The organism is Providencia xihuensis (genome assembly GCF_041953405.1).
Lineage (GTDB): Bacteria > Pseudomonadota > Gammaproteobacteria > Enterobacterales > Enterobacteriaceae > Providencia > Providencia vermicola.
Genome location: NZ_CP169565.1, coordinates 2007948 through 2021277 on the forward strand (window position 1 = coordinate 2007948; position 13330 = coordinate 2021277).

The 13330-nt window shown below is 42.9% G+C and carries 11 protein-coding genes; 7 read left to right on the top strand and 4 right to left on the bottom strand.

Features of this window, described 5'->3' with window-relative positions:
- Nucleotides 1–49: 49 nt before the first annotated feature.
- On the bottom strand, nt 50–739 hold the full coding sequence (locus ACE2AL_RS08880) for a helix-turn-helix domain-containing protein (protein WP_206082267.1): 690 nt from the start codon (nt 737–739) through the stop codon (nt 50–52).
- Between the two features lie 207 nt (nt 740–946).
- Between ACE2AL_RS08880 and ACE2AL_RS08885 the strand changes: the two genes are divergently transcribed.
- The 3 genes from ACE2AL_RS08885 to ACE2AL_RS08895 are packed head-to-tail and all read left to right on the top strand — an operon-like array spanning nt 947 to nt 4649.
- A complete protein-coding gene (locus tag ACE2AL_RS08885) occupies nt 947–3277 on the top strand; it encodes a molybdopterin-dependent oxidoreductase (RefSeq protein WP_272574067.1) in 2331 nt (776 codons plus the stop codon).
- A gap of 2 nt (nt 3278–3279) precedes the next feature.
- The gene (locus ACE2AL_RS08890; RefSeq protein ID WP_206082265.1) at nt 3280–3828 is read left to right on the top strand and encodes a 4Fe-4S dicluster domain-containing protein; all 549 of its coding nucleotides are present in this window, start codon (nt 3280–3282) and stop codon (nt 3826–3828) included.
- A 2-nt stretch (nt 3829–3830) separates the two neighbouring features.
- Nucleotides 3831–4649 (top strand): DmsC/YnfH family molybdoenzyme membrane anchor subunit, encoded by an 819-nt coding sequence (locus ACE2AL_RS08895; protein WP_206082264.1) that lies wholly within the window; start codon nt 3831–3833, stop codon nt 4647–4649.
- A 912-nt stretch (nt 4650–5561) separates the two neighbouring features.
- Here ACE2AL_RS08895 and ACE2AL_RS08900 read toward each other — a convergent pair.
- Nucleotides 5562–5861, bottom strand: a complete 300-nt coding sequence (locus ACE2AL_RS08900) for a putative quinol monooxygenase (protein ID WP_206086371.1) — start codon at nt 5859–5861, stop codon at nt 5562–5564.
- A gap of 198 nt (nt 5862–6059) precedes the next feature.
- Nucleotides 6060–9293 carry a ribonuclease E gene (gene rne / locus ACE2AL_RS08905; RefSeq protein ID WP_375084255.1) on the bottom strand — a complete coding sequence of 1078 codons (3234 nt, stop codon included), beginning with the start codon at nt 9291–9293 and terminating at the stop codon, nt 6060–6062.
- Between the two features lie 541 nt (nt 9294–9834).
- On the opposite strand from rne, the gene rluC reads away from it, so the two are divergent.
- Nucleotides 9835–10794 (top strand): 23S rRNA pseudouridine(955/2504/2580) synthase RluC, encoded by a 960-nt coding sequence (rluC, locus tag ACE2AL_RS08910; RefSeq protein ID WP_225818847.1) that lies wholly within the window; start codon nt 9835–9837, stop codon nt 10792–10794.
- Between the two features lie 48 nt (nt 10795–10842).
- Here the strand turns inward: rluC and ACE2AL_RS08915 are convergent, their stop codons facing one another.
- Nucleotides 10843–11427 carry a nucleoside triphosphate pyrophosphatase gene (locus ACE2AL_RS08915; protein WP_272539442.1) on the bottom strand — a complete coding sequence of 195 codons (585 nt, stop codon included), beginning with the start codon at nt 11425–11427 and terminating at the stop codon, nt 10843–10845.
- Nucleotides 11428–11570: 143 nt separating this feature from the next.
- Between ACE2AL_RS08915 and yceD the strand changes: the two genes are divergently transcribed.
- The 3 genes from yceD to plsX are packed head-to-tail and all read left to right on the top strand — an operon-like array spanning nt 11571 to nt 13330.
- Entirely contained in the window at nt 11571–12095 is a 525-nt protein-coding gene (gene yceD / locus ACE2AL_RS08920; RefSeq protein WP_004911841.1) for a 23S rRNA accumulation protein YceD, read from the top strand.
- Between the two features lie 12 nt (nt 12096–12107).
- The gene (rpmF, locus tag ACE2AL_RS08925; RefSeq protein WP_047755811.1) at nt 12108–12278 is read left to right on the top strand and encodes a 50S ribosomal protein L32; all 171 of its coding nucleotides are present in this window, start codon (nt 12108–12110) and stop codon (nt 12276–12278) included.
- Between the two features lie 11 nt (nt 12279–12289).
- The gene (gene plsX, locus ACE2AL_RS08930) at nt 12290–13330 is read left to right on the top strand and encodes a phosphate acyltransferase PlsX (RefSeq protein ID WP_206086375.1); all 1041 of its coding nucleotides are present in this window, start codon (nt 12290–12292) and stop codon (nt 13328–13330) included.

Genomic DNA, 13330 nt, shown 5'->3' on the forward strand with positions numbered 1-13330 from the left:
AGCCGAGTTTATCTCGGCTTTTTTGTCAGTTTTTAATAGACAAGAAAAATTATAATGTGAGTGTTTTTACCTGCTTAATGAGCGCGTTCGCTAACCGCTCCATTTCTGTTTTATCAATAAACCCCATCGTAACGGCCGCCGCGATTAATTCCCCACTCTGACTAAATACAGGGCAGGCGATAGACTGTGCACCTGGGATCCCTTTTATGGGTTCATAACGAATCGCATAACCTTGGTTAATGACTTTATTGAGTTCATCTTGCGAATAATCATCACACACAAATTGCTTATCAAAAGCCGCATAGATTAGACCCGCTGCACTTTTGACTGTGGGCAATGGAGTATTTGGTAAGAAATCAATTTCGATATTTTTAAAACTACGGTTGTATTTAACCAGTGATAACACTTTTCCAGAGCGCAATGCAACACCCGTTGAAACGTTTTGTTCATCACGAAATTGAACCAAACTGTTATTGATAACCTCAATAAAAGACCCTTCAGGCTCCACAAAATTCGCTAAAAAAGTGAGGTTGCGCCCTAATCCATAACGGCTCGTTTGTGTATCTTGATAAAGCATTTGAGTACGACAAAGGGATACCAAATATTTATGTAAACGGCTTTTGGATATTTCACAACCTTTGGAAATATCTGCAGCTCGCGCTATCCCGCCATTTTGGGCAATAAAATTCAGAATGCTTACAGCGATATCAACAGAATTAACACCTTGCAGGGTAGACATACATAAACCTCATTTTAACAAGTTCATCTATTTTATCATGAGTCACGGATCCCTGCTAATAACTGAAAATGTGGATAGTCTAATCATTAAGAGGTAGATATTTCGTACCTATAAATAATAGCAAATTTTGATTAGCCTCAAGTTCACTATTAATGAATAAGGTATATATATAGTGTACTTCTAAAAGCAATGTCGAGGTTTACTATAATGAAAACAATAAATGAATTACGCCTAAAACGCCGAACACTCCTAAAAGGACTTGGTGTTATTGGATTGGCGTCTATCACACCGTGTTCTTTTGCGCAGGGAAACAATAACCAGCCTCTGCCAAAAGTACGATTAAGGTTATCTGACTACAAAACTTTCCGTTCAACGTGTGCAATGGAGTGCTTACACTGCAACTTAACAGCGTATACTTACCAGGGTAAGTTGATGAAAATACAGGCAACAGAGGGCTTTAATGTCAAATGTTGTTTACGGGGAATGAGTCGAACAAAATGGGTATATCACGACCAGCGTATCACGACGCCGTTATTACGTGTAGGAGAGAAAGGTAAAGCTGAATTTAAACCGATTAGCTGGGATGAAGCTCTTGATCTAATAGAAAAAAATATTCGTGACACTATCGCTAAGTATGGTAATGAAGGGTTATTTATCTCTACCCATGCGGGAAACATGGACTCCATTAAAAATGATATGGGCAAGGCATTTTTTGATTACCTAGGCGGCTCAACAAAACAAGCGGGTTCTTTGTGTTGTTCGGCGGTAACAGCGGCAATGATCCCAATGGTGGGATTACGATACGCTGACACGCGAGATACGGTGGCGGATAGTCGTTATATTTTGTGTTGGGGAAATAATCCCGCGGTAACCATGCAGGCGTACTTTAAAAACTATAATCAAGCACGGAAAAATGGTGCGCGACTTGTGGTCATTGATCCGAGATTTAATGAGACTGCAGCAAAAGCAGATGAGTGGATCCCTATCATTCCTGGAACCGATACTGCGTTAGCACTTGGAATGATTAAAATTATCATTGAGGAAAATCGTATTGATGAGGGTTTTCTTCGTGCACACACTGGCGCTGTGTATTTAGTGGATGAGAATCAACAGCAACTTAGGCAAGACGTCCAAGATCCTGATAGCTATTTGGTGTTTGATATTCTCAGTCAGCAACTTGTTCGCCATGATTCAGCAGGGATTAAACCTGCATTATTTCAGCATGAATTACCTAGTCAGTTTAGTTATACCACCGTTTTTGAGCAAATTTATCGACAAGCGAAAGAGTGGGATATCGCACGAGTCAGTGCAGAAACAGATGTGCCTGCCGAAACTATCGTGCGTCTTGCGCGAGATTATTCCTCGATTACGCCATCAATGATTGTGCAAAACATGTCTGGAGCACAGCGTACAGAGCATGGTGCATATGTGGCTGCAAGCCAGTTTTACCTTGCTTTGCTAACAGGGAATATCGGCAAACGCGGTGCGGGTGTCTGTGATGCAGGCGGCGCAAGACAGATGGCTAAATTTAGTCCCATTGTTCCTCCTGCACCGAATGCAAAAAATATCCCACCCATTCCAGTGGCAAAAGTCGGTGACTATATCGTGAATGAAAAACCGCATCCCATTAATTTTTGGTGGATTATGACGATGGGGGTAATGACACAATTACCCAATACCAACAAAGTGCGGGAAGCGCTGAAGAAAGTTCCTTTTGTTGTTGTTGCTGATAATTTAATGAGTTCAACGGCGTTATATGCAGATTTAGTCTTGCCAGTGACGACGATTTTTGAAGATACCAGCCTGATGGCAGGGGTACGCAGCCAATATGTCCAATTGATGGAAAAAGCGGTTGAGCCAGTTGGGGAAGCAAAGCCTGATTACTGGATTTTTGCTCGTTTAGCGGAGCGCTTCGGGTTTGGTGAGGTGTTTAATAAGCCGATTGAACATTATATCGATGCTTGCCTTGTAGGCTCTGGCATTACGCGTGAAATGTTAGAAAAAGGCCCTGTAAGACCTGTTGAAGGTGATTGGATCCCATTCAAGGATGGTGTATTTAGAACGTCGACTAAAAAAGCCCATTTCTTTATTGAGGATTGGCAAAAGAAAAATTTTTCACCCGTGGTGGCTTATTATCAAGTGAAAGAGTCAGTGAAGGGATCCCCCGAACTGGCTAAAAAATATCCATTAATGGCAGTGCAACGTAAGTTAGCACGCAGTGTTCACTCTAGTCATGGGATGAATGAATGGATCCTCGAAGTACAACGTAATCAACCCAATGTGTTAATTCACCCTGAAGACGCGCAAATTCGTGGTATTAAAAATGGCGAATGGGCGGTAACGTTTAATGATAGAGGGGAGCATCGAGCGATAGCGGTGGTCACGACGCACATTAAAAAGGGTGTTATTTCTCTCGATAATGGCTGGTGGGAACAGCAAGGAGGGAGTAGTAGCCATGTGACAAATGACCAAGTGGAACATTTAGGAACAGGCCATTGCTGTAATAGTACGCTCGTTGATGTTAGAAGGGAGGCATAATCATGGTTAAGCAATATGGTTTTTTAATCAACACAAAAGATTGTTATGGCTGCCGCACTTGTTCTATGGCATGTAAATCAGAGAATGTCACTCCTCCTGGCGTTTTATGGCGCCGTGTTCGTGAGTTCAATGATGACTCACCGAATACACAGGCATTTATTACGATGTCGTGTAACCACTGTGATGACCCACAATGTTTAAAAGTTTGCCCAGCGGATACCTACACTAAGCGTCCTGATGGAATTGTGGTACAAGACCATGAAAAATGTATCGGTTGCCAAATGTGTATCATGGCGTGTCCATACCATGCCCCTGTTTTTGACCCTGCGGAAGGGAAAACCAGTAAGTGTAATATGTGTGCTGAGCGTTTAGATGAGGGGTTATTACCTCGATGTGTTGAGTCTTGTCCTACAGGTGCAATTGAGTTTGGCGAAATTTCTGAACTTCGTAAAAAACATACGACAAACTGGGCAGTATTGGAGAAACGCTACAATATACCAGATCACACAATCAGCCAGCCAAATATTGTGATTATTGGAATGGAGGACTAATCATGAATATTCATCATATGGAGCTCCCATTGGTATTTTTTACTGTGATGAGTCAGTGGGGGATCGGCGCAGTACTTGCATTGACGTTGTACCAAATGAAAGTTAGTACGGAACATAAACTCGTCGGTAAATCCCTGCGTACCGCGGTGATAATTATTTGGTTAATTGAAGTGGTGGGTTCATCTATGTCTATGGGACATTTAGGGGTGCCGTTAGAAGCTTATCGTTCAGTACTTGGACTAAGCCATTCATGGCTAAGTCGAGAAGCAGTTACATTTGTCTTGCTTAATGGTCTAGTCACGCTTTGGGCACTTTCTTGTTGGTTACAACCAACGGTAAATATACGTAATATCGTGCTGGGCTGGTTAAGTGGTATCGGCGGACTAGCCGCAATTCTTGTCACTGCTCAAGTCTATTACCAGATGGTTGCTCATCCGCTTTGGCATAGCTCAGCAACACAAATTGCTTTTATTGGTACTGCAATCGTATTAGGCTTCGTTTCTATCACACTGTTTGTTCAAGCTTTAGCAAAGCCTGTGCCAAAAGCTATTAAAGTCGGTGTGTTATTAGGGGTCATACTTGTCTTAATATCTCAAGTTATCCGATCGCAAATACCAGCAAGCCAAGGAGAAAGCTATCTCTTATGGTGGCAAGTGGTAATGAGCATGGTTTTACCTTGTGCGATAGCTGTTAGAGGGGGCAAAGGTAAAGTGCCATCAGTACCACTACTTATAGCATTGATGGTGGTTATGTTTAGCGGCGAGCTAGCCGGTCGCGCATTGTTTTATGGTTCGGTGATGATCCAAGCACCTTGGTTCTAAAAATCCTCGTCATATTTCGTGCTGTGGCGTTGTTGGCGTCATTCAGTCACACAGGTCACATACTTGAGTATGCTCCCTGTGCTGCCTTCACTTTGCCGCCTAGCCACAACGCGAACTATTTAGAGGATTATGCATGTCATATTTCGTGCTGTGGCGTTGTTGGCGTCATTCAGTCACACCGGTCACATACTTGAGTATGCTCTCTGTGCTGCCTTCACTTTGCCGCCTAGCCACAACGCGAACTACTTAGAGGATTATGCATGTCATATTACACTCTGTAGTTGGTGTTAGCTTGGTTCAGTCACACCGGTCACATACTTGAATATGCTCTCTGTGCTGCCTTCACTTTGCCGCCTAGCCACAACGCGAACTATTTAGAGGATTATGCATGTTATATTTCACTCTGTGGTTGGTGTTAGCTTGGTTCAGTCACACAGGTCACATACTTGAATATGCTCCCTGTGCTGCCTTTACTTTGCCGCCTAGCCACAACGCGAACTATTTAGAGGATTATGCATGTCATATTTCACTCTGTAGTTGGTGTTAGCTTGGTTCAGTCACACAGGTCACATACTTGAGTATGCTCTCTGTGCTGCCTTCACTTTGCCGCCTAGCCACAACGCGAACTATTTAGAGGATTGGTATTAAATAGCCAATGAGATTCAGCCTTATTATTTGTTGTCGAAGATGTTTTTAGCAACATACTTTTAAGCCCAAAGCCCAAAGCCCAAAGCCCAAAGCCCAAAGCCCAAAGCCCAAAGCCCAAAGCCCAAAGCCCAAAGCCCAAAGCCCAAAGCCCAAAGCCCAAAGCCCAAAGCCCAAAGCCCAAAGCCCAAAGCCCAAAGCCCAAAGCTCAAAGCTCAAAGCTCAAAGCTCAAAGCTCAAAGCTCAAAGCTCAAGAGGCATCAGTAGCTATTTATCAGGGACAAATGCACTGTTCATCAGTTTAATGATTGGGTCGGATTTTTTATAACTATTGATAAGAGGAACGAGGCGTTTGAAGTGTTCGCTGGCACAGTGAATATCAAGCGCGTGTTGATCGGGCCATTCTTCAATAAAAACAAAATGCCCAGGATTTTTTTGGTCAACATATAAATCATAGCTGATACAAAGGGGTTCTTGTTTTGTCGCTTCTACAAGCTCCTGATATAACGGCATAACTGTTTCAATCGCTTCAGCTTTAATAAAATCTTCTGCAATCACTTTTAACATAATGGACTCCTTCCTTTTTGAATTAAATACTGTATGAAATTACAGTTATATAACCATAGGGAGTGCACTGACGCAATAGCAGAATACCGATAATCAATGAAACTTTTTAATTGGTAAAGTAATAATTTGAATGTAGATAAGCAACAAAAAAGCCTTGTTGGTTTCCCAGCAAGGCTTTTTAATCAGCATTACTTTAGATTAGAAACTCGCTGGTTTCGCCATTTCTGAAGTTGCTACATTTGATGCCACATGACCACCAGCACCACCTTTACCTTCAAAAGTAGAGGTTTCGCGCTGGTACTCAGTAATCTCAAATGGCGCCGCTGCATCTACAGGGGCAGGGGCTTTGGTCATTGGTGAGTACGAATGACGTTTATGCAAGCTAGTTGCATCAGTATTAGCAGTTACTGGTGCCTCGACCTTAGTTGGTTCAACCTCTACAGAGGCAATTGGCTGCTCAACGACTGGCTCAGTAACGGTTTCAGTTTCAGCAATCTCTTCGGCTGCAGCGATTGTTGGTTGAGTATTTTCTTCAACCATAACCTCAGCAGCCGTTTCAATTGCGGTATCAGCGGCAACAATCACGTCTTCTACGTCAGTTTTTACCTTGTCGATAGGCGTTTCTGTTGCAGTAATAACATTATGTGTTTCAACAGGTTGTGGTTCAACAGTTTCGCTGACATACACGACCTCAACAGGTTCAGCTTCTTCATCAGCAGCCACTACATCAACAACAGGTGTTGCTACAACGGCTAGGGCTTCAGATTGGCTTTCCGTCTTAGCTATTTCTACCGTGTTTGTATTGACAGACTCAGTGCTATTTTGTTGTTCAAGCATTTCCTCATTAGTCATAATTGCCATGCTCTCTTGTTGAGGCTGAACAATTGGGTAATGAATGAAAACTTTACCAGAAGCTAGCTCAGGTGATGCTACTGCTGCGGCTAATGGCATTGGTGAACTATTGAGATGACGCTCATCACGGTAACGACGGCGACGTTGCCCACTTACACGTAAGTGACGAGGAGAGCGGCGCGAACGGCGAGGAATGATGGTGTCTTGTTTCTCTTCGCCATCAGTTTGATGAGTTAAATCTTGTAGATCGTCAGCTTGTACTTGGCCTTCAGCTTGGTTAACTACCGCAACTGGTGCTGGTAATGCAGCAACTGGTGCGGATACAGCGACAACGGGCTCTGCAACATCAGTTTTGACCATTTGTTCGTTATCAGTCACACGAATTTTTTGTGTTAACTGGCGACGCTGGCGGCGAGGAGCAGCAGGACGCTGTTCTTCTTCTCTTGCATTTGTTGTTTCAACGTTATCTTGTTGTGCATCTTGCTGAGTTTTTGCAGTTTGTTGCTGACGTTTTTCATCTTGACGACGACGGCGATCAGCACGCTGTTCACGACGTTGCTGCTGGTTGTCACGGTTTGCATTTTCAGCCGTTTGCTCATCTTGCGGTGCCGTATTTTTATTATTACGGCCCTTGTTACGATTATTCGTTTCTTCCGATGAAGCATTGCGATCATTGCGGTTATTACGATTGTCGCGACTATCACGACTTTCGTTATCATCACGATCACGACGATTATTGTTACGGCGATCATTATTACGACGACGATCGTTATTACGGCGACGGTCATTATTATTGCGAGCTTTAGGGGCAGGTGCTTCGACCACTTTCTCTTCTTCACCACCAAAGAGGCCTTTAAAGAATGCAGCAATTTTACTGAATAAGCCTGGCTGAGCAGGTTCATTTGACGTTGTTTTTACTGGCGCTTTAACGGGCGCGACTTCTTTAGGTTTAGCGGAAGAAAGCTCAACTGGCTCTTGTAATGCAAAAGCGGAAATCGCAGGTTGCTCAGGTACTTTACGCTCAGACGTTGTTTCATCGGTATGAGTTAAGGTTTCAGTTTCGTGATATTGAGCTAGGTTATAGCTCAGAGTATTCACTTCTTCACCTTTACGGATACGGATTACATGGAAATGAGGTGTCTGCATCTGGTCATTTGGTACGATAACAACGCGAACGTGAGTTTGGCGTTGTTCAATTTCGCTGACGGCTTTACGTTTTTCGTTTAGCAAGTAAGACGCGATTTGCACAGGAACAATCGCGTGAACTTCATGCGTATTTTCCTTCAGTGCTTCTTCTTCGATTAAACGAAGAACCGATAATGACAGTGATTCGTTATCACGAATTGTCCCAGTTCCCATACAACGAGGGCACACATGGTGGCTTGACTCGCCTAATGATGGGCTTAAACGTTGGCGGGACATTTCGAGTAAACCGAAACGAGAGATACGGGCAATTTGAATACGTGCACGGTCTTGGCGAACGGCTTCACGTAAGCGGTTTTCCACTTCACGTTGGTGTCTAACTGGCGTCATATCAATAAAGTCAATGACAATTAGGCCACCAAGGTCACGTAGACGTAATTGACGGGCAATTTCATCCGCCGCTTCAAGGTTAGTATTGAACGCAGTTTCTTCGATGTCACCACCACGAGTAGAACGTGATGAGTTGATATCAATCGCAGTCAATGCTTCTGTTGTATCAATGACTAACGCACCACCTGAAGGTAAACGTACTTCACGTTGGAACGCAGATTCAATTTGAGATTCGATTTGGTAATGGCTGAATAATGGAACATCACCACTGTAGTGTTTGATTTTACTAGCAAAATCGCCACGACCAATCGCTTCGATATGGTTACGAGCCATTTCGACGACTTTCGGATTATCAATTAGAATCTCGCCAATGTCTGGACGTAGATAATCGCGGAACGCACGCACAATAACATTACTTTCCTGATGGATTAGGAAAGGTGCAGGGCGGTTCTCAGCGGCTTTTTGGATGGCTTCCCAGTGGCGTAAGCGGTACAGTAAATCTTGTTGTAGGGATTCTGCAGACTTACCAACACCAGCCGTGCGGACAATCAGACCCATACCATCTGGAATTTCTAAAGAAGACAGTGCTTCTTTGAGTTCCGTACGGTCTTCACCTTCAATACGACGAGAAATACCGCCTGCGCGTGGGTTATTTGGCATTAACACTAAATAGCTACCTGCCAGACTAATAAAAGTAGTTAACGCTGCACCTTTATTACCACGTTCTTCTTTATCAACTTGAACAATAACTTCTTGGCCTTCTTTTAACACATCTTTAATGTTAGGACGGCCTTGAGAGTGGTAGTTGCTTGGGAAGTATTCACGAGCGATTTCTTTGATAGGAAGGAAACCGTGTCTTTCTGCACCATAATCAACAAAAGCAGCTTCAAGACTAGGTTCGATACGGGTGATTTTACCTTTGTAAATGTTCGCCTTTTTTTGCTCATGACCTGGGCTTTCAATATCCAAATCATAGAGACGTTGCCCGTCAACAAGGGCAACACGCAACTCTTCCTGTTGAGTTGCGTTTATTAGCATTCTTTTCATGTTATTACTTACTCATTATTTTCTTTTAAATAAAGAGCAGCGAAAGAAAGAGCTACTGTAAACCGATGGCCTCGTGATTTTTACAAAACCGTCTGCCTCGCGGCAGTCGTTCGTATAGAGACGCGCAGTATTCGGTGAACCTGATTTTTAGATTAAAAATTCAGCGTTCTTAATTAGGGTGCCGTTGATTATCATTAAAACGGAAGTACCTAACCCAATAAGCCAAAATTCGTTGCTCGCTAATTTATTTGATATTGCTAAATGTCTTACGCCATTGCTGCATTGTTACGCTATCAAATAAGAAATCCTATAAACGCCAATTTTCGTTTTTTAAACATCTTGGCAACTGCATATTATTCCATTGCCATGTGCATTATAGCAAGTCGATAAGGAAGTTATATGGAAATTTTATTTAGAAATAGGAAAAATCATGCAGAAAATAACCAAAATAAAAAAAAACATAAAAAAATTCGTGGAGTCGGTATGATAGAGAGAGTTAATAAGCGCATATTTTAATCAATTAGAGTTAACGCATTTTCGAATGAATACACAAAATCAAGTTCAATTTATAGACATCAGCGATGACGAGGCTGGGCAACGCATCGATAACTTTTTGCTCGCTAAACTTAAAGGCGTACCAAAAAGCATGATTTATCGCATTATCCGTAAAGGGGAAGTGCGTGTAAATAAAGGGCGGATTAAGCCTGAGTATAAACTTGTCGAAGGGGATCAAGTTCGTGTTCCGCCAGTCAGAGTCGCTGAGCGTGAGGTGCCCGCAGTTTCCGCTAAATTAGATAAAGTGGCGGCATTAGCTAACTGCATTTTATTTGAAGATGATTCCATACTTGTACTGAACAAACCTTCTGGTACAGCAGTACATGGCGGAAGTGGTTTGAGCTTTGGTGTTATTGAGGGGCTGCGGGCCTTGCGGCCTGAAGCTCGTTTTCTTGAACTGGTTCATCGCCTCGATAGGGACACGTCAGGAATTTTATTAGTTGCGAAAAAACGTTCTGCCTTAAGAGCATTGCATGAACAGTTGCGCTTGAAAACTATGCAAAAAGATTACCTGGCCTTAGTGCGTGGTCATTGGCAATCTCATGTTAAAGTGGTTCAAGCACCGTTGTTGAAAAATATTTTGCAAAGTGGTGAGCGAGTCGTCAAAGTGAGTAGCGAAGGAAAACCATCGGAAACGCGCTTTAAAGTCGAAGAACGTTTTGATAATGCAACGTTAGTGAAAGCGAGTCCTGTGACGGGACGAACACATCAAATTCGTGTGCACACTTTATATGCAGGTCACCCAATTGCGTTTGATAACCGTTATGGTGACGAATTATTCGATAGCCAATTAGCAGATACAGGCCTCAATCGGTTGTTCCTGCACGCAAGCGCATTAAAATTCACTCATCCCAAAACTGGGGAAGAGATGCGGCTGCAAGCGCCAATGGGTGCAGAGCTAAACCATTGTTTAAAAGTATTACGTAACCGTAAAACCACATCGTAAGCATCACTCGTTGGCGGGTAAAAGGTCATTACCCGCCAATTATTTTTATTAACCCAATAGTGGGTTAACATCATGCTGGCGTAGCATATCTAGCAGCAAAATAATCGGTAAGCCAATTAAAGTGTTAGGGTCACGTCCCTCTAACCTATCAAATAAAGTTATACCTAGCCCTTCGGATTTAAAACTTCCTGCACATTGGAACGGTTCTTCTTTATACAAGTAGTTGGTGATCTCTTGGTCAGTTAAGTTTCGAAAATAGACATCGAACAATTCACATTGCAGATTAAATTTTCCTGTCGCGGAATCTAATAGGCACAACCCAGTATAAAATGTGATTTTATGACCAGAGGCTGCTTTCAATTGTTTGAATGCATTTTCAAAGGTATGGGGCTTGCCGACAATTTTTCCATCAATAACACACACTTGATCAGAACCAATAATTAAATGTTGAGCGTATTGTTCTGTCAGTGCAGCGGCTTTGGCATGAGATAACCGCAGGACTAAAGCTTGAGCCGATTCATTTAAAACAGGTGATTCATCAATGTTCGGCGGTGAGGCTAAAAACGGCAAACCTAATTTTTTTAATAAGGATTGCCGATAGGGTGAAGTTGACGCCAAAATAATCGATTTCATGATTTTTCTCAAAACTCGTAGCCAAAAGGGTTAACTCATTTTAAACTATAAACCGCAAAACCTGCGATTTTTTGGTGAAAAGGCGAGTTTACCCCGCCTTTTTCTTTGACTATAGCTCATTACAAAGTTAATATGCGCGCCTTATGCAAAAGGTAAAATTACCCCTGACTATCGATGCGCAGCGTGCAGCTCAGAAAAACCTCGACTATGTCGGGAGTTATACACCTGAGCAAGTTGCACGTCTTGCAGAATCAGTAGTCAGTGTAGACAGTGATGTAGAAACCGAATTATCATTTAATATTGATAAACAGCGTCTCACGGTTATCGAAGGGAAATCCGATGTGGATCTCACCCTCCAATGCCAACGCTGCGGAAAAAATTTCAAGCATCATGCCTACGTATCGTATTGTTTTAGTCCTGTCGTCAATGACGAAAAGGCCGAAGCATTACCGGAGCTCTACGAGCCAATTCAAATTGATGAATTTGGTGAAATAGATTTGCTGGGAATGATAGAAGATGAAATAATTCTTTCCTTACCAGTTGTTCCGGTTCATGATTCTGAACACTGTGAAGTGTCCGAAGCGGACATGGTGTATGGTGAACTGCCTCCTGAGGCAGAAAAGCCAAACCCATTTGCCGTATTAGCCAGTTTAAAGAAAAGTACTTAAGGAGTAAGGTCAATGGCCGTACAACAGAATAAACCAACTCGTTCAAAACGCGGTATGCGTCGTTCACATGATGCACTGACTGCTACCCTAGTTTCTGTAGATAAAACTTCAGGTGAAACTCACCTGCGTCACCATGTGACTGCAGACGGTTTCTACCGTGGCCGTAAGGTTATCAGCAAGTAATTGTTGGTACCTTGGCTAATCTAACCATTGCGTTAGATGCTATGGGCGGGGATGTTGGTCCCCGCGTCACAGTGCCTGCTGCATTGCAGGCTCTGGCATCTAATTTAGCACTCAAATTACTGCTTGTCGGTCAACCCGAAGCCATTCAACCCTTGCTTGCACATCTAAGTGCTGAGCAAATTTCGCGTGTCGAAATTATCCCTGCGGACGGAATTATTGCTAACGATGCCAAACCATCAAACGCAATAAGACAAAGCAAAGGAACATCGATGCGAGTGGCCTTAGAGTTGGTGAAAACAGGGCAGGCACAAGCGTGCGTGAGTGCTGGTAATACAGGCGCATTGATGGGGTTAGCGAAATTGATGTTAAAGTCGATAGATGGCATTGAGCGTCCAGCGCTAATGACAATCTTACCTAACCAGCAGAAAAAACAAACGGTAGTGTTGGATTTAGGGGCAAACGTCAATTGCAGTAGTGAAATGTTAGTGCAATTTGCCGTAATGGGTTCAGTGATGGCTGAAGAAGTGGTCAATATCACAAAACCGAAAGTTGCTTTGCTCAATATCGGTGAAGAAGAGAGCAAAGGGCTGGATAATATCCGCGAAGCCGCCGCAATATTAAAAGAAACGGCGTCCATTAACTATATTGGTTACGTTGAAGGTAATGAGTTACTGACAGGTAAAACCGATGTATTAGTGTGTGACGGCTTCGCGGGTAACGTCTCATTAAAAACAATGGAAGGAGTCGTTCGCGTTATTCTCTCCTTGTTAAAATCGGCGGACGACGAAAAGAAAAAACGCAGTTGGATAATGCAACTGGCGAAAAAATGGCTAAAAAAACGTTTAATGAAGCGTTTTGGGGATATGAACCCCGACCAGTATAACGGTGCGACTCTGTTAGGATTAAAAGGTATTGTGATCAAGAGTCATGGTGCGGCTAACGAAAGTGCATTTAAAGCTGCGATTGACCGCGCAGTGCAAGCTGTTGAAAAACAAGTACCAGAAAGAATAACAGCGCGATTAAATATTGTTTTACCCAGGAGCGATCAATAA

Excerpts from the sequence above, each read along its gene's own strand:
- ACE2AL_RS08880 (WP_206082267.1), bottom strand. The coding sequence starts at position 739 with ATGTCTACCCTGCAAGGTGTTAATTCTGTTGATATCGCTGTAAGCATT.
- ACE2AL_RS08885 (WP_272574067.1), top strand. The coding sequence starts at position 947 with ATGAAAACAATAAATGAATTACGCCTAAAACGCCGAACACTCCTAAAA.
- ACE2AL_RS08890 (WP_206082265.1), top strand. The coding sequence starts at position 3,280 with ATGGTTAAGCAATATGGTTTTTTAATCAACACAAAAGATTGTTATGGC.
- ACE2AL_RS08895 (WP_206082264.1), top strand. The coding sequence starts at position 3,831 with ATGAATATTCATCATATGGAGCTCCCATTGGTATTTTTTACTGTGATG.
- ACE2AL_RS08900 (WP_206086371.1), bottom strand. The coding sequence starts at position 5,861 with ATGTTAAAAGTGATTGCAGAAGATTTTATTAAAGCTGAAGCGATTGAA.
- rne (WP_375084255.1), bottom strand. The coding sequence starts at position 9,293 with ATGAAAAGAATGCTAATAAACGCAACTCAACAGGAAGAGTTGCGTGTT.
- rluC (WP_225818847.1), top strand. The coding sequence starts at position 9,835 with ATGAATACACAAAATCAAGTTCAATTTATAGACATCAGCGATGACGAG.
- ACE2AL_RS08915 (WP_272539442.1), bottom strand. The coding sequence starts at position 11,427 with ATGAAATCGATTATTTTGGCGTCAACTTCACCCTATCGGCAATCCTTA.
- yceD (WP_004911841.1), top strand. The coding sequence starts at position 11,571 with ATGCAAAAGGTAAAATTACCCCTGACTATCGATGCGCAGCGTGCAGCT.
- rpmF (WP_047755811.1), top strand. The coding sequence starts at position 12,108 with ATGGCCGTACAACAGAATAAACCAACTCGTTCAAAACGCGGTATGCGT.